A 17,485-nucleotide genomic window follows, 5' to 3' on the forward strand; every position below is an offset into this window, starting at 1 on the left:
ATTATTTTCAACCTAACCTTAATCAATCCATGAAATTCAATTTTTTCAAAGCATCTCTTTCGTTGCTGCTGTGCACGAGCTTACTTGCTTCTTCCTGCGTATCTTCTAAGAAGTACGACGAAATGAAAGCCAGCAAAGAAGCCCTGGAAAAAGAACAAGCTGCCAGCCGTGCCAAAGTAGATGAGTTATCTAACAGCCTGAAGGAGCGTGAGCAGAAACTGGCATCTATGGAGCGCGCCATGAACGAGCAGCAAAAAATGCTCGACGACCTGCGCAACCAGGTAAACAGCGCCTTATCTGGCTTTAACCAAGGCGACCTGAGCGTGAGTGTTCGCGACGGAAAAGTATATGTTTCTATGTCTGACAAATTGCTTTTTGCTACTGGTAGCACTAAAGTAAACACAAGCGGACAGCGTGCCCTTGACCAACTGGTGTCTGTACTGAAGAAAAACCAGGAAGTGGGTGTAATGGTTGAAGGCCACACCGATGACGTAGAAGTATTGCCTGGAACAAGAAACATTGCCGATAACTGGGATCTGAGCGTACTGCGTGCCACAGAAATTACTCGTCTGATGACTACACGTGGCTTGTCTCCTGACAGAATCACACCTGCTGGCCGTGCTTTCTTCCAGCCTGTTGATACTGGCCGTTCTGCTGACGCGAAAGCGAAGAACCGTCGTACTGAAATTATCTTAACGCCTGACTTTACTGAGATCTACAAGATCCTGGGTATCAAAGCTTAATTTTAAAGTTATCTTAATAAAAACGCCAGCAGCCTGTTTGGGCTGCTGGCGTTTTTATTTCTAGGCAAATTGGCTCCGGAAGGGCAATTTCATTAGAATAATTGCCTTCTGGTAATTTTAAAGACCTTTCTCTTTACTGCCACCTAACCAATCTTACTGTTTTACTTATTCAGGCTCCCTCCGGATGCTCCTGGCTTGCGTAATGGCATTGAAGAGAGCATCTGGGCGTTGTGAGCCTATAAGCAAAGGTTTTCGGTTGTAGAAATGCAACAGCACTCCTTCGTTGCCCGACATGTTGAAGGCTTTGCCTTTAAAACCCCACCTAATGCCCCATCCGCCATAATCACCGATGGGGTTATAAGTTACTTTTTCGTAGTCGCGCACCAGGTGTAAGGGTATTTGCAGAGGCTTCAGCTGAAACGGGAAAAACCGGACACTGATATACCCGGCATGCACCTCCGTGGTAAGCGACATTTTATAGAAGAAATAAGGAAGCCCAATGCCTATCAACACAAAAAGAATAGCTGCTTCTACTCCTACAATCGGGTTTTGCCCAAAATTATTTCCAGAAAACAACTGGTAAAAAAAGCCAATCCAGAAAATAGCCGCCACCCCCAGCAACACCACCCACAGCCATACCTGCGTAAAGTGCTGCTTTTCCTGAAAAAGTTTGTCCTGAGACATGGCTTAAGATTTAAAGTGGGTAAACGAAAGCAAGATAACATAAAACATGCATACCAAAAGGCTTAGCCCCTAACATGCCGAATTACCTCTGGAAGGGCATTTTCATTAGCAGAACTTGATTGCTTATGGTAATTGTTGCTTGTTTGTTGCTGATTGTTGAATCGCTAAATGGTTAACAAAAAAGAAGGAATTTCTCGCAGCGTGCGCAGCTTCTGAGGAAGTTGATAGAAAGCATACTTGCAACCAGTGAAGCCTTATGCCCTGTGCCTTAAGTCCTAAAAAAAGACTCTGAAAGGCTAATTTCATTAGAATAATTGCAAGAGCCAGCTTAGCAAGCGCAGCTATATTCTAAGTAATCATTGCTGAAGAGAAACAACAGTAGCAAGGGTTAAGATTTTTAGCCCCTGCCACTGCTGTTATTAAATTAACCGATGGCTTGCTCCAGGTCGGCTAGCAAGTCTTCGATGTCTTCTATACCCACGCTCAGGCGGATCAGGGAGTTACTGAGGCCACCTTTTAGGCGTTCGGCAGCAGGTATGCTGGCATGTGTCATAGAAGCCGGGTGCCCGCATAGCGATTCTACCCCACCCAGGGATTCGGCCAGTGAGAAATACTTCAATCGTTCCAGCACCTTAATTGCGTCTTCCATTTTATCGCCCTTTAGCACAAAGGAAATCATGCCGCCATACGATCGCATCTGCGCTTTGGCAACTGAGTGGCCCGGATGATCTTCCAGCCCAGGCCAATAAACCTTCTCCACCTTCTCATGGTTTTTGAGGTACTGCGCCACGGCTCGTCCGTTTTCGCAATGCCGCTCCATCCGGATGTGCAGAGTTTTGATACCACGCAGCACCAAAAAGCAGTCCTGAGGACCTGGTGTGCCACCGCAGGCATTCTGGATAAAGGCAAGCTTCTCGTGCAGCTCATCGTCCTTTACAACAACAGCTCCCATTACCACATCAGAGTGGCCGGCCATGTACTTGGTAAGCGAGTGCATCACTATGTCGGCGCCCAGGTCGAGAGGTGTTTGCAGGTATGGCGTGGCAAAGGTATTGTCGGCCACCAGTAGCAGGTTGTGCTTTTTGGCAATGTCCGCGCACCCTTTTATATCAATAATGTTGAGCAGAGGGTTGGTAGGTGTTTCTACCCATATCATGCGCGTGTTCTCATTTACCAACGCCTCCACCTTGCTCAGGTCGCTCATATTGGTAAAGTGGAACTTGATGCCGTAGTTCTGGAAAATTTTGGTAAAAATTCGGTAGCTCCCCCCGTACAAATCGTTTGTAGAAATAACTTCGTCTCCGGGCTTCAACATTTTTATAATAGCATCGATGGCCGCCATGCCGGAGGCGAAGCAGAGGCCGTGCTTCCCGTTCTCCAGTTCCGCCAGGGCGTTCTGCAGGGCAGTGCGGGTTGGGTTGTGGGTGCGGGAGTATTCGTACCCTTTATGGTCGCCGGGCGACTTTTGCACGTATGTGGAGGTCTGATAAATAGGCGTCATGATGGCGCCTGTTGATGGATCTGGCTCTATGCCAGCGTGTATAGCTTTGGTTCCGAATTTCATATGAAGTCCTTTTTTTGTTTATACAATAAACGATATGCTGCAAGATACTAAATTTACATTTTTAAGAAGCCTCCTGGTCGTCAGGCTGCCAGCCTTAATTTGTTTTTCTTGTACCACCCGCATTGCCTGCTAAGCCTCTACCCGTTAAAAAACAAGTATTAATTTTACGCATGTCTGAACGCCTAAACCTGCTGAAAAGCTTTATCCAGAAAAATGCCTCTACTGTTGTATCTATGCTGCTGCTGGTGGTGGTACCCGTAGTGGTGAGTTCTACGCTGGCTATCATCCTCTACTCTTACCAGGACCTGCTCCAAAACCTGACGCTGGGGCAGATGGCCCTATATTTTGTAATTATATCCTTTACTATGGCCCTTGCCCTTACCCCTACCACCTTTGTGGCGCTGGTGAGTGGCTTTTACCTGAGTTGGGTAGGCTTTCCGGGCTTAGTTGTTGCCTACGGTATAGCCGCGCTCATTGGCTATAGCCTGGCCCGCCAGATCGACCATGGCAAAATGATGAGTTTCCTGAACGGCTTTGAGAAGGCACGCATCCTGATGCAGGAGCTCCGCCACCAAAGCTGGAGCCTCATTTTTCTGACACGCATTTCGCCGGTGCTGCCTTTTGCGCTGATGAACTTTGTTCTCTCGCTGCTGCAGATTAACAAGCGAAAATTTTTGCTTGCAAGCATGGTAGGTATGCTGCCGCGCACCTTATTTTTCTTCTGGATCGGTACGCAGGCAAATAATATTATTAGTTTATTAGAGAGCCCCGACAGTGGCCGCAACGGACAGCTGCTCATGATCGCCCTGATAATCATATCGATAGGCGGTTTGTATTTTATTTTTGACCGGGCCCTGAAGAAAGCACTCCGAAAAGCTTCTCATCAAAATGAATAAAACTTAAAAAAGGGCTTGCGTATTACAAAAAAAGGCATTTACTTTGCATCACAATAACGGAATGGTCACGTAGCTCAACTGGATAGAGCATCTGACTACGAATCAGAAGGTTAGGGGTTCGACTCCCTTCGCGACCACCAAAAAGCCTCTCAGCGTGCTGAGAGGCTTTTTTATTTGCGCAAGCAAAGATGCCGCAGGGTAAGGTTATCCTCTCTCATGCATAATACTGCTCCAAGTAAACTTTAGTCTATCAGGTGCCGCAACTATCTAAGGCTGTATTCTAATTTTCTAACCACCTACTCTAGAATCTAAGCACAAAGAGTCTGTCTAATACATCAGGATAGTGGAAAACCCACATTTAAATTATTCTAATGGAAAGTGCCTCCCAGAGGATTTTCATCAGAATAATTTTAAGGATCAAACTGCCTTTTCTAGTTGCAGGCACGCAAAGTAACTGGATATTTTGCAAGCTAACCAATCAAATTCCCTCATAAACTCATTATTCTACGTCTGCATCAGTAGCAGGCAACCTTCTCTCCCATCCAGCACCTTTAACCAAGCTGCTTACAAGAATTTCTATCTCCTACGGATCTAAAGGCTCAAAAGGGTTAACCCGAAGTGCCTCAGGTACGGGGTAGAAAGCGTTTGTCTCGTCAGTTACCTTTTTCATGTCCCGGAAAGGTAAGTAGCCTAATTCACGCATGCACCTGTCACTGATAGTTAGTGTGTGCTTGCTATGTTCGGGGTTTGTTAAGGTGAGCACGGGTTTCTGATCAGGTATACTGAACCTGTAAAACATCCGGCTGATATTCCGCAGGTTGGTAGTGGTATGGCGGGCATGCGGCTCTATAAAAACAGCTTCATCCGGAATTCCCAACTCACTCACCAGGTACTTCTTCATCTCCTCCGCCTCATTGTAAGGTGTTTTATAAGGGTGCGCATTGCCCCCGGAAACAACAATAAAGGGAGCTACGCCTTCCTTGAACATCTGAGCGGCCACTTCGCAATAATGGGCCCCGCCTTCGTCCAATACAACAGCAGGATCTTCGGGCCCGTGCCCCAATACCAAAATCATGCTGTATGGGTATTTACTCCAGTCTGTCCGCTTACTGGCTTCATATGGCTTTCTGTTGTAGCCATCCTGCAGGGGTTCATAGCGGGCGGTCTCATCGCGGCCATTCAATTGCAGTGCTCCTAAGGCCGCTTCCACAGGCAGTTTGTAAAACAACTCTTCTTGATTTTGACCACGGAAGCTCTGCTCAAGCCCCTGCTGTATGGAGCTTACAAATTGCTGATCTGTTGTATTAAAGCTGATAGAATCTATGGCAGGATACCGTGCGCCCGTTCCTCCTATATAAACATCTAAAATATGATTTAAGCCCAAGGCTGTATCGTTCCAGGCTTTCCGGATGGTTGTTGAATCTATTTCTCCTTTATATTTAAGATGGTAAGATTCTGCCTGAAGCGCCGTGGTAAGCGCCTTCCTAAAGCGCTTGTGCTTTGTGTACAGGCTGTTAAGTTCTTTTGTAACGGATGTTATTTCTTGGTCTTGCCACTTTAAAGCAGAAGCATAGCAAGTGGCATCGTGGCAGGAACTTAATGCCTTCTCGACTCTACCTGCATACTGCCGAGCTAAGCCCCGAAGTACAGCACTTTGCTTTATCTCTTTTCGCAATACATCAGATTCATCTATAACTTCCAGAAAATTGAATGTCTTGTGGAAGACTATTTTCCTTGGAAAAGTATCTGAAGAAGCTGTCTGCCCCGGCAATATGGCTTGAGATTGCGCCAGCGTATTTGCTGCAGCAGAAAGTCCAATAAATACAGTTAGCAGGAGGGTGAGAAATCTTTTTGAATAATACATGGTGTTGTATTTTTGAATTTTGATTGCCAGAGAATTATGTAGGCCAGGTTCTTATATTCTGACTTTCAGGACGACTTTAAATTGAATTACATTAAGCTGTCATCCTCCGTATAAACCTTTTCAATCCTGTTGTTAAAATATAAAAGGCTTGTGATAATTATTTACTTCCGGATATTGAGGCTGGGTACAAACTGGTTTTGGATTCCCCAGCTTTTATCTGGTGTATCGGAGGCTGTTATTACAAGCTCCCCTCCTGCCATAATCTCTTCGTGTGTTAGCCAATTGCGTTCGAGCTTTACTCCGTTTAAAGTAACTTGCCGTATGTAGCTGTGTTTGTCAGCATAGTTTTCGACCCGAATTTCAAACTTTTTCCCATTCAGCCATTTTATCTCGGCTGATTCGAAAAGAGGGGCATTGAGGTAATATACCGGCCAACCCACACAGGCAGGCTGAATACCCAAGGCCGTTAATACAAACCAGGCCGACATAGCACCTGCATCATCATCCATTGTCCTTATATAAGCATCCGGCTGATTTTTGTAGATAACACCGATGTAAGAGCCAATACCCCTGCTGTTGTCGTTGAAGTAATGCTGCACCACCGTGTCTACAGCCAACTGATGCATCAGTGCCTGCGATTTCCAGGGTTCTGATGTTGCATTGTACAGCAAAGGCACCTGTAGATCCGGCTCATTCGCACGATTATGATAGTCATTGTTAAAAAACGTATCTAACTGATTCAGAAAAGCTTTCTCGCCACCGGTCAACTCTATCAATCCTTCTACATCAAAAGGAACAGACCACCTGTATTGCCAGATCGTGCCCTGGTACATGCCACGTGCCGACATTCTGTTAACATCGTCGCGGGTTAAATCTTTGAAATCTTTCTCCCAATAGTTTTTATACTCCAGGGCTTTCTGCTTGTACTTCTCACTCAGTTTGTCCTGCTTTAGTTCTTTCAATATCTGCGAAAGGGCCCAGGCATCGTAGGAAGATTCCAGGGCTTTGTCGGGAGTTGTATAATCAAGCCTGTTTACTTCTGCCTGAAGCGAATCCAGTATGGAGGGGAAATCAATTTTATATCCTTTTCGGTGTGCATCCAGCAGCACCACAAGGGCATGTTCGGTACGCACGGTGTTGGAGGGCTCATGTGCCGTAGCAAAATCTTTTTTACCGTAAGGGTAAAGGTTAGCTATAGACGAAGCGATATCCTGAAACTTCTCCGGGTAAGCAAAGGAGAGCAGTGGCAACTGTGTCTTGTAATTATCCCAGATGGCCCAACCGTTATATACTGTGTTCTTTGAAGTTTGCAGGGAACCATCTATAGCGCGATACTTTCCGTCCTCTTCAGAAACAACATAAGGCGATTGCACGGTACGGTAAAGCAACGAGTAAAAAAGTTCTTCCCGTTCAGGATTGCCTTTTACCTGAATACGGCCCAGAAGCTGATTCCAGTCGCTGGCACTTTTCCGGCTCATTTCCTCCAACGTCTCACTGGCTAAGGCAGCCCTGGCGTATGCGACATCTACTGACGAGAAAGCTACTTCAAGCGCAGCTTCCTGTACATCAGAATCGAGCCAGGCAATTAATTCGTGCTTATTTAAAGCTTCCAAACTAACTGGCTGCCGAAATTGCATGGCATAATAAAGCCGATAGGTGCCTGCACTACAGGTGGTTTGTGCATCTATCCAGCCGCTTACTGTATTGCCTGTAGCGGTATGTTCTTCTGCTACAAAGCGCCCAACAAAAACATGACTCAGATCTATGTAAATTCCTTTTTTACCAGCAGGAAACTGGTAGCGGTGCAGGCCATTGTTTTTATAAACAGTAACTGCTGCTTTAATCTGGTTGCTGAAACCAACATTGTAATATCCCGGACCTGCGCTTTCTTCTGCTTTTATCAGTTCTGAAGCATCTGGCTTATCTCCCAGGAAAGGTTTAACCAGAATGTTGCCGCCACTACCCAGACAACCTACGCCTTCAAAACGATTGTGTGTAAAACCTAGAAACTGCTTGGCCAGGTGATCATACCCCATGTGCGTAGTAGGGTAAGTTTGGGGGCCGATGCTCAACATACTGAAGGGGTAGGATGCTGCCGGTGATAGTTGCCCATGGTCACCGGAAGAGCCTAAGAAAACATTTACTTTCTCTGCAGGTGTATTCCTATCCTTTTCCAGCACTGCTTCTTTTTGTGTGCCTCCTACAAACATTCGGCAGCTAGAAAATAGGCTGATAATCAGTATTACTAAAATTCTCATTGAGGTCAATGTAAATGATAAATATGGCAGACAGCCTTTTTACCAGCTGCCTGCCATATCAGGATGTAATTGGTTAAATTATCAGAACAGTAGCCAATTATTCAAATGAAAATGGCCTTCCTGAGCAATTTTATCAGAATTTCCCCAAGGGTATCCAACAGCTTTTACTTGAAGCACTAGCAGCGTTTGCTATTGCATACTCTCCAGAACATCGAAGTACTTCTGTGGTATTGGGAAATACTCGTGGGTACCTTCGGTGAAATTTGCATTGGTCAGGTGAGTGCGTCTTGTTTTTTCAACGGCTAAGTATTTGTTGATTGTTTCTGCCGCTACTCCCCAGCGTACTAAATCGAAGAATCGGTGCCCTTCTAACGCTAATTCTAACCTACGCTCCGTTCTAACGGCTTCGCGTGCGGCAGCCTTATCTGACCAGGTGGCATTGTAGGTTTCAATCTTGTAGTTGGCGGCTGGTGCTGTTCCTGCCAGGTTCATAACATACCGGCTATCACGCGCTCTTCCTCTTACCTGGTTTACCACAGCTCTTGCTCCTTCCAGATCATCCAGTTCTACCAAGGCCTCTGCTTTCCAGAGCAACAAGTCGGCGTAACGGATAATGTAGTAGTTCAGCGCGCTGATGTAAGGCCAGGTATCAGTCTGATAAGGTGACTTAGCAGATACGATGCGCTTTTTAGGTGCAAATGGTCCGTACGTAGATAAGTCGCGGGCCCAGCTTGCTTCATACACAACTCCCAGGTCCAGGTACGGTATACCTGGTCGGCCTACTGTATGGTCCAGCCTTGGGTCCATAAAATCTGCTTCAGCAAGGTTGACATTGTCCAGCACCGGTATGCCACTTGCGTTTGTTTTGTAGGCATTAATTAAATTTTGAGACGGGCGGTGAAAACCATATTGCGAATAAAAAGGACCACCTGGCGCTGATAAGCGGTCTCCTATACTACCATTGTAGTTATCAGGGGCGCCATCGAGCACCGAATGCTGCACCGCAAAAATGATCTCTGAGCTGTTATCGTTTTCCGGAAGAAACACATCCCTGAAATTTGGCAACAGGCTGTACTTGTTGCTGTTGATAACCTCGTTAGCGGCATCTAATGCCTCCCTCCATTGCTTCTGAAAAATATAGGTTTTTGCCAGGTAAGCTTTGGCCGTCATTTTGTTCGGGCGCCCTACCTGCTCCTGGTTCTCCGGCAACCTGTTATAGGCATTGCTGAAGTTTTCCTCTATTTTATCCCAGAGCTGCTCCGATGTAAACTGCGTGTGTGAAACAGCATAATCATTTACTGTGGCGGCTGTCTCATCTATATAAGGAACGGTGTTGTAAATCTTTTTCAGCTCGAAATAATAATGCCCTCTCAGGAAGTACAGCTCTCCCATACGACTCTCTTTTAAAGTCGGGTTATAGTCTTCTGAACTTTGCAGCAGCCTCATGGCTTCGTTTGTTCTTTTCACCCCTTCAAAAAGCGCCACCCATTTGCGCTCCACATCAATAATGGTCGGGTTCACATTAAATATTTCCAACAGGTGAATGTTGTTCTGATCACCGGTTCCTCCTCCGCCTTTGTAGGCATCATCCGAAACCACATCGCCAAAGCTCCAGTTAGAGGCAGGCGAATTAAAAGCACTGCTGGAGGCATCGTACTGTCCATTCAGAATACTATATGCCGCTATAATGGCCTTGTCTACATTGCCTGGACTTGTCATTTCGGTAGGAGAAATTTCGCCGTAGGTCATTTCTTCCAGGTAATCATCAGAACAGGAAGAAGAAAACAAGGCAAGGGCAGCCACTACTAATTTTGCCGTATTGTTATTTCTAAAAAAAGTCATCTTCAACATAGTTTTAAAGTTTAAAATTAACCCCTAATACAAAGGTTCTGGAAGGAGGATAAATGCCACGATCAACTCCTATGTCGAGGTTACGGTTGCTGGAAGTGTAATTTTGCAACCCAATTTCTGGTGTCATGCCACTGTAGCCGGTAATAGTGAACAGGTTAGTTCCTTGCAGGTAAACTCTTAGGTCTAAACCAGCCACTTTTTCTTTAGGAATGGTGTAGCCCAGCTGCATGTTGTATAACTTAAAATAGGAACCGTCTTCCAGGTAATAAGACGAAGGTCTTATGTTATTATTTCGATCATCAAGTGAAAGGCGGGGTACAGTTGCACCAGTGTTTTGCGGAGTCCAGGCATTAAGCACTTCATTGCTTTTGTTGTAAGATGCCTGGTTGAAGAACTCGGTTTTGTATTTGGTCAGGTTATAAATTTCGTTACCAAAACTTCCGTTGAACAACATGTTCAAGTCGAATCCTTTGTAGTTCAACCCTAGTGTTAATCCAAGTATCAGGTCTGGGTGAGGCGAGCCAATATAGGTACGGTCGTCACCGTTCAGTTCTCCATCGCCATTAACATCTTTAAACCGTATGTCGCCGGGCTGCGCATTAGGCTGAATCCGATGAGCGGTTACTTCTTCCATACTCTGGAAAATCCCATCTGCCTCGTGGCCAAAGAAAGCTCCTATTGGCTGACCTACTGTACTTCTTGTTATTTCCTGCCCGAAGTTTACGCTATGAAGAGAAGAGGCTGGTATGCCTAAGTAAGAAATCCCATTCAGCTTGGTGAGCTCGTTTTTGTAAGTGGATGCGTTAGCACCTATCGTATAATCTAAACTACCTGATTTACCGTAATAATTGGCAGCAACGTCTAAGCCGATGTTCTTCATCTGGCCGCCATTAATCCAGGTTCCGTCATTAGAACCGCCATAAGTGGGAGGAATAGGCGAATAAACCAATACGTCGTTTGTGATTTTGCGGTAAACATCTGCTGTTAAAGCCAGCTTCTCATCGAAAAGGCCCAAATCAAATCCTGCATTTGCTTGTTGGGTCACCTCCCAGGCCAAGTTAGGGTTAGGAACTCTTGTTTGTACCAATCCTTTATCTACAGAACCCTGAGAACCGTCTATGGCATAATCAGAATTCCTGGCATTATTATAATAACTGTCTACTGTTGAATAAGCTGGTACCTGCTGGTTACCTGTCTGTCCCCAACTGGCACGTACCATCAGAGAACTTATCGCGCCATCTTTCCCGAAGAAGGACTCATCGCTAACGCGCCACCCTGCCGAAACTGCCGGGAAAGTCCCCCATTTGTTATTAGTAAGGCGCGAGGTGCCATCTCTACGGAGTGTAAAGCTCAGCAGGTACTTCTGATCAAAGTTATAGTTGATCCTTCCGAAATAAGAAAGCAACGACCACTCGTTTGCACTTCCATTATTTAACTGATTATCGGCACCGTAAGTAAGGTAGCGGAAGTTTGGATTTTCGTACAGAAAGTTTTGTCTTGAAGCAGAAAAACCTTCGTAATAATACTGAATTGCCTCCTGCCCTACCAAGGCATCTACGTTATGCTTGCCAAAGCTTTTGAGGTAATTTACTGTGTTCGACCAGGTGAGCTGGTAGTTAAAATTATTCTCGGTGTTGAGGGAGTTTACGTTGTTCAGAGAAAGTATCTCGTTATAAACAGGTGAGAATCCTCTGTAATTTTGACTCTGGAAATCAATCCCCAGGTTCGTTTTAAAAGAAAAGTCCTTTAGCTCTACACCTGCAAACACGTTACCTATAGCCGAAATCCTCTTTCTAACGTTATCCTTTGCCCGGTCCAGGCTACCCAGCGGGTTGCTGATATCATTCAGTGGGTTTCCTCCATAGTTGCCGTTAATATCTCTTACCGGCACAATAGAAGGAAACTGAAAGGCATTGTATACAATGCTACCCAGCGAGCTGTTTGTACCTGCGTTTACAGAGCGGGTTAACGATGCTGTAAAGTTTTCGCCAACTGTAAAAATATCTTTGAATTTATAACTAGAGTTAAAGCGGGCTGAAAATCTTTCGAAGCCTGTATGCTTAATGGTACCTTCCTCATTAAAATAACCAAGCGAAAGTGCGTGATGGCCTTTCTCATCGCCTTTTGATGTTGAAAGGTTGTAAGAGTGCACTACGGCTGACCGCATGATTTCGCGCACCCAATCTACATCGGCACTTGGTATGGTTTGCGCACTGTTGAGCCAGACAGGAATAACTGCATTGTCTGGATTGTTCCCATAAATATCACTACTTGGTGTGCCACCATCATTTTTGGCTGCCTGCCAGAGCATATCGCCATATTGTTGTGCGTTTAGCATGCGAGGCAGGTTAAATGCCTTCTGCACACCCGTATAAGCATCAAAATCTAAGGATGTACGGCCTGACTTACCTTGTTTGGTCGTAATCACAACTACGCCGTTAGCAGCCCTCGACCCATAAATAGAGGCAGAAGCAGCATCCTTTAACACTTGTATGGTTTCTATATCGGCAGGATTGATGGCATTTAAACCATTTGAAACTGGTACACCATCTATAATGTAAAGCGGGTCGTTGTTGTTAATGGTGCCATAGCCACGCACCCGAATACTCACACCTCCACCAGGGCTGTTATCGCTCAGAACCTGCACACCAGGCAGCCTTCCGTCCAGCATTTCTTCCACACTGGCAGTAGGAATGGTTTTAATGGATTCAGGATCAATTTTAGAAACTGCTCCGGTAATTTCCCGTCTGCTCTGCGATCCGTATCCTACTACCACCAATTCATCCAAAAAAGAAGCATCCGCAGCTAAGGTTACGTCTATTCTTGTTCTGCTCCCTACAGTTATCTGCTGTGTTTTATGGCCAACAAAAGAAACTGCAACCACATCTGATCCTGCCGGCAAGGCAAGCTCAAAATTACCATCCATGTTTGTAACGGTACCCACAGAAGTACCAACTACCATAACAGATGCTCCCGGCAAAGGCTCACCTTTCTCGTCAATTACTTTACCTGTTAATACCCTGGCTTGCTGTACTGCTTCAGATACAAATTTTACAGGTCGGTCGCCCGCATGAGCAGGCATGGATCCTAACAGGGATACTACACAAATACCCTGAACAATAGGTTTTAAAAACTGTAGTCTTACACACATATTTCTATTTGTTTACATTAGTGATAAGCACGTTATTAGGCAGAGCTCGGCAGCCCATACTCCAACGCATTAAGGCATTGCCCTGGCAGAAATTCCGGATCTAATCACCGGAGCCTGGGTTGTGACAAAAACAGTAATTACTTTTTCATTTACTGAATAAAACAAGGTGGAAGTTATTAACTCATCAGCTGCAAAACCGGAGCAAACAAAGCCTTTAGGAGGTAAAGAGGCATGATGCTTCTCCTCTTTTTTTAACTTTGGGCAAAAGTATTCTATTAATGTTAAGAGAAAATCACTTAAATATTACTAAAAATCTACAAAAGGGAATCGCAGATTACCAAATCGTTAAAACAGTACTTAACACTGATGATGGTGCACGTACACCTTCAGTTATTCAGGCTAAAATTTCGTACGGGCTCATTTCATAGAACACTTACAGTTAACTATTTAAGCAGAAGAAAGAACTAAAGTGTTATTTATGGGCGTGGTAACTATAGCATCTTGCAAGCTGGTTCTGACGGGGGTGTGGTGTATGCCCCCTTTCGTCATTAACCTAAAAATACCTCCCAAAGGCTATTTTCATTTGAATAATTGGTATCCCAAACCTGTACATACTTAAAGGCAGCTCGAATAAGAGCTGCAGAAATCGGAAATCTATTGAGCCAAAAAAATCAGCGTTTAACTTAAGCACATTATCCAGTCACAGCATTATTGGCTTCAGTCTCGCCCATATAATGCAACAAACTAATTGTGTGAGGCACCTACAACATAGCCTGTAAATTTACAACCTGGCACCAATATCGCTGTTGGTTGCTGAATCTCCGTCTATACCAGGTTCGATAGTATTGTTAGTTAATAGAGCCTTGGGATAACCTCATGTTTCGCTCAGGCACCACATGGTAGTAATAGTACGAGAGATAATTTTTAATGGTAGTAATTTATAAATTTTATTATAAATATTATCATGTTTTTTGCAACACATTACAAAAAATACGTAATTTGCACAATATGGAAGCTGCATTAACAAAGTGATATTTAGTTGATATTGTACACCACCACCAGGAGTGCCTCAACACCGGCTCCTCCTACTATTGCTTATTACTGGCCTAAATACTTATGATTAAAAATTACTACTTACTGCTAGGGATAGAAGAAACTGCATCTCAGGTAGAAATTAAAGATGCTTACCGAAAATTATCTAAAAAAATTCATCCTGACCTAAACCAGGGAGAACGCTTTTTCGAGAATTATTTTAAAGAAATTCAGGAGGCGTATGCCATCTTATCTAACAATGAGAAAAAGCGAACATACGATACCAGGCGATTTAGTCCCTCCGAATTCAGCACCAACGCTGGCTCGAAGCACCTGCAATTCCAGCTTTCACGGCTGGAGCTAAAAATCAGTGAACAAAACCAGCAGCTCGCTACTGCCCTGGAAGAGAAGAAGTCTTTAAACCAGGAGCTGGAGTACTTCATAAAAACCCTGTTTGAAGTAAAAACCGATCGCAACGAGCTGAAGGTGCGTGTGCAGGAGCTTGAAATGGAAGTGGCCAGTCTTCGAAACAACAGCTCTAAAAACGAAAAAGCATCCGGAGCAGAGGTGGCTAAACAGATGCAGAAAAAGCTACACGACCTGGAGCTGGAACACCAACAGGTTCGCAACGGACTTAAAAACCAGCTAGAAGAGCTGGAAAAAGCACTGGCAGGACAGCAGCGTCTGGCTCAGGAAAAAACAACGGCACTTGCCCTCGCACACGCGGAGGCAAAGCAATACCAGCAACAGGTACAGGCGGCAGAACAGCAAGCCGCCCTCCTCCACGCCGAATTAAACAACAAACTACACGCTCTGGAAAAAGAAGCAGCAGCAGAGCGCACCAAAATAAGTGACCTGGAGCAGCTACTGCTGCAACAGGCTCATACCCACCAGCAGCTCCTGCACACGAAAGAACAGGAACTGGCCCAGGAACAACAAGCAAAACTCGACCTGCAGAGAAAACTGCAGGAGCAGGAAGAGGAGGCGGAAAAAAGAAAGAACAATCTGTTGCACGACATACAGGAGCTGCGTGAATCGGATCCTGAGGCATTTCAGGCCCATGTGCTGCAGGCGAGAATAAGTGAACTCGAGACCGAAGCCACCACCCACACCAAAACCCTGCAGCAAAAAATAAATGAGCTGCAGAAAGAAACAAAGCAGAAACTGGAGCTACAGGAGCGTATAGAACAGCTTGACCTACAGGCCCAGCAGCAGGAGAGCAAGTTAGAGGAAATTGTAAAAGAGAAAGAAGCAGAAGTTGTTCACAGAGAGTCGCTGCTGCAAAACATAGCAGACCTGCAACTGCAATTACAAAACCAACAGCACCACCTGCAACTGCAAACAGAGGAACTGGAAGACCAGGAAAAGCAAAAGCAAACGCTCCAGCAAAAGATACAGGCACTCGAACTGGAAGCCGATAGCCAGGAAAGCATAATCCAGCATAAAGTGACGGAGCTTGCTCAGGAGACCTTGAGCAAAAAAGAACTGCAGAAAACACTACTAGGGCTGGAACTTGATATACAGGCCAAAGCAACCGCTCTCGATGCCAAGGTGCAGGAACTGGAGCAGGAAGCGAAAAAGCAGCAGCACCTGCAAACCAAAGTCCGTGAGTTAGAGCAGGAGCAGGTTAAGAAGGAGGCCCTGCAGAAGAAAGTGCAGGAACTGGAACAGGAAACCAGCAGCCAGAAAAAATCACTGTTTCAGCAAGCGCGTGATCTAGACCTGGAAAAAAAACAGCAGCAGCAACTTCAAAGGAAAATAGAACACCTGGAAGGCCTGCAGGCAAATGGCCAGTTAAAAGAGCAGGAGCTGACAAAAGAAATGGCCTCCGTAAAATCTAAAATTGGAGCGATGGCGAAACTCCAACCTTTTATGGTAGAGAAGCTCGATTTCTTTAACTCCAACCAACCGGAGGTATTTTCTGATTCTTTTATAAAGCAAGATATAAAATACATTTTCAGCAGGCTAAAAGTAACTATGCTGGCAGACAAACCAGGTAGACTCAATGTGCTCGTAAAATACATTAAGCCGAATGGAGAACTTTATTTTAATCCGAAATCTTCTCCTACGGGCTATTCCTTTGCTGCCACCATCAGCTATGCACCGCAGGAACAGTATATAAACCTAACTGGCTGGGGAAGCGACAGAGAAAGCACGTTTGTATTAGGAGATCATAGAGTAGAAATTTATACTGAAAATGGCAGACAATTAAGCAAGGCAAACTTTGTAGTAAAAGACAGGTTGCTGAACATATCAAAAATTAGAAGCTTTTTTTAGTGCAGGCACTCTTCTGCTCCCTTTTTGGCTGAAAAACGAAAAGCCCATTTTCTCTGGCAACAGCATATTGCCAACAGCACCAGGTACATTTAAATTTTCACAAGAAGGGCAGGTGTTTCTAACCGCCTGCCCTTCTTGTATTCCGTCGCGCCACCTTTACTCTGCCGAAACTATGGTAACAGGCGCATTTAAAGGCTCGTCAAGCAGTTCTCCCACATGCTTGCGTATGTTGTGGCAAATCTGATCTATCGGGAGATCGTTGGCATCGGTGCCAAAGGGGTTTTCAATTTCCTCTGCAATCAGCTCCAGGCTAGCCAACGCATATAAGATCAGTACCACCACCGGTATCACAAAATAGCCCATGCTAAACACCCAGCCAATCGGCAGCGTCATCACAAAAAAGAAAATAAATTTCTTAATAAATACGCTGTAGGTAAAGGGTATTGGCGTGTTTTTGATGCGCTCACAGGCACCACAATGGTTTGTAAGGGCTCTTAGTTCAGTATCGAGGGCGAGTAGTTGGGTAGCAGATAATTTACCATCGGTATGCAGCTCGTTTACTTTTGTGTAGATGCAGGCGGCAATCTGGTTGGGCAGGTGGCGTTCCTTTTTCAGATCCAGCACCGGGTCAATTTCATGAAAATCTTCGTTTTCGCGCAAAAGGTTTTTAAGGGCAAAGGCATAACTCGGAATGGTTTGCCTGAAGAATTTGCGGTCGGCCTCCTCCTCTAGCATGGCCTGCAGCATAATGGCCAGGTTACGGCTGGTGTTGGTTAAACTTCCCCAGATCTTGCGCCCCTCCCACCAGCGGTCATAGGCGGTATTGGTCCGGAAAACCAGCAGGAGCGAAATAACGAACCCCAGCACCCCATGCATTAGTCCCACATTCCGGATATAGTTCGATTCGGCGAGGTTTAAGTGGTTCAGCTCCAGGTAAGCAATCAGGCCTGAGTAAAAGCTAACGCCAATCATCAGGGGCAGCAACTTCCGAAACGTATCGGCCTTCGGAAACCGGAATAGGAAAAAGAACCAGTCTTTCGGGTTATAATTTATCATGCAGAGTAATGAAACAGAGGCAACAGAAAAAGACCCAATGCTACGCAAATCTACTCATTAGCCTGCTGAATTAAAAAGCGCCTGATCTACCCTAGGGGTGAATCGCTAC

At 45.2% G+C, this 17,485-nt stretch carries 10 protein-coding genes and 1 tRNA gene; 4 read left to right on the forward strand and 7 right to left on the reverse strand.

Annotated features, from left to right (window positions below; all coding sequences use genetic code 11):
* The first annotated feature begins 29 nt into the window (after nt 1-29).
* Nucleotides 30-743 (forward strand): OmpA family protein, encoded by a 714-nt coding sequence (locus tag ACMA1I_RS09685; protein WP_337068116.1) that lies wholly within the window; start codon nt 30-32, stop codon nt 741-743.
* A 165-nt stretch (nt 744-908) separates the two neighbouring features.
* Here the strand turns inward: ACMA1I_RS09685 and ACMA1I_RS09690 are convergent, their stop codons facing one another.
* Together ACMA1I_RS09690 and ACMA1I_RS09695 are read right to left on the reverse strand one after the other, a co-directional pair.
* Nucleotides 909-1,427: a DUF6141 family protein gene (locus tag ACMA1I_RS09690; RefSeq protein WP_337068117.1), complete on the reverse strand. Its 519-nt coding sequence runs from the start codon at nt 1,425-1,427 to the stop codon at nt 909-911.
* 424 nt (nt 1,428-1,851) lie between these two features.
* The gene (locus ACMA1I_RS09695) at nt 1,852-2,991 is read right to left on the reverse strand and encodes a cystathionine gamma-synthase (protein WP_337068118.1); all 1,140 of its coding nucleotides are present in this window, start codon (nt 2,989-2,991) and stop codon (nt 1,852-1,854) included.
* Between the two features lie 170 nt (nt 2,992-3,161).
* Between ACMA1I_RS09695 and ACMA1I_RS09700 the strand changes: the two genes are divergently transcribed.
* The gene (locus ACMA1I_RS09700; protein ID WP_337068119.1) at nt 3,162-3,887 is read left to right on the forward strand and encodes a VTT domain-containing protein; all 726 of its coding nucleotides are present in this window, start codon (nt 3,162-3,164) and stop codon (nt 3,885-3,887) included.
* A 63-nt stretch (nt 3,888-3,950) separates the two neighbouring features.
* Nucleotides 3,951-4,027: transfer RNA gene (locus ACMA1I_RS09705), tRNA-Arg, on the forward strand.
* A 443-nt stretch (nt 4,028-4,470) separates the two neighbouring features.
* Here ACMA1I_RS09705 and ACMA1I_RS09710 read toward each other — a convergent pair.
* The 4 genes from ACMA1I_RS09710 to ACMA1I_RS09725 all read right to left on the reverse strand — a co-directional run bounded on the left by ACMA1I_RS09710 (nt 4,471) and on the right by ACMA1I_RS09725 (nt 13,011).
* Nucleotides 4,471-5,751, reverse strand: a complete 1,281-nt coding sequence (locus ACMA1I_RS09710; protein WP_337068120.1) for a YdcF family protein — start codon at nt 5,749-5,751, stop codon at nt 4,471-4,473.
* A gap of 161 nt (nt 5,752-5,912) precedes the next feature.
* Nucleotides 5,913-7,961 (reverse strand): glycoside hydrolase domain-containing protein, encoded by a 2,049-nt coding sequence (locus ACMA1I_RS09715; protein ID WP_414703893.1) that lies wholly within the window; start codon nt 7,959-7,961, stop codon nt 5,913-5,915.
* 237 nt (nt 7,962-8,198) lie between these two features.
* Nucleotides 8,199-9,860 carry a RagB/SusD family nutrient uptake outer membrane protein gene (locus tag ACMA1I_RS09720; RefSeq protein ID WP_337068122.1) on the reverse strand — a complete coding sequence of 554 codons (1,662 nt, stop codon included), beginning with the start codon at nt 9,858-9,860 and terminating at the stop codon, nt 8,199-8,201.
* A gap of 4 nt (nt 9,861-9,864) precedes the next feature.
* Entirely contained in the window at nt 9,865-13,011 is a 3,147-nt protein-coding gene (locus tag ACMA1I_RS09725) for a TonB-dependent receptor (RefSeq protein WP_337068123.1), read from the reverse strand.
* A gap of 1,116 nt (nt 13,012-14,127) precedes the next feature.
* Between ACMA1I_RS09725 and ACMA1I_RS09730 the strand changes: the two genes are divergently transcribed.
* On the forward strand, nt 14,128-16,320 hold the full coding sequence (locus ACMA1I_RS09730; RefSeq protein ID WP_337068124.1) for a DnaJ domain-containing protein: 2,193 nt from the start codon (nt 14,128-14,130) through the stop codon (nt 16,318-16,320).
* Between the two features lie 156 nt (nt 16,321-16,476).
* Here ACMA1I_RS09730 and ACMA1I_RS09735 read toward each other — a convergent pair whose 3' ends face one another.
* A complete protein-coding gene (locus tag ACMA1I_RS09735) occupies nt 16,477-17,376 on the reverse strand; it encodes a bestrophin family protein (RefSeq protein WP_337068125.1) in 900 nt (299 codons plus the stop codon).
* Nucleotides 17,377-17,485 lie beyond the last annotated feature (109 nt).

This window comes from Pontibacter sp. 13R65 (genome assembly GCF_047525655.1).
Lineage (GTDB): Bacteria > Bacteroidota > Bacteroidia > Cytophagales > Hymenobacteraceae > Pontibacter.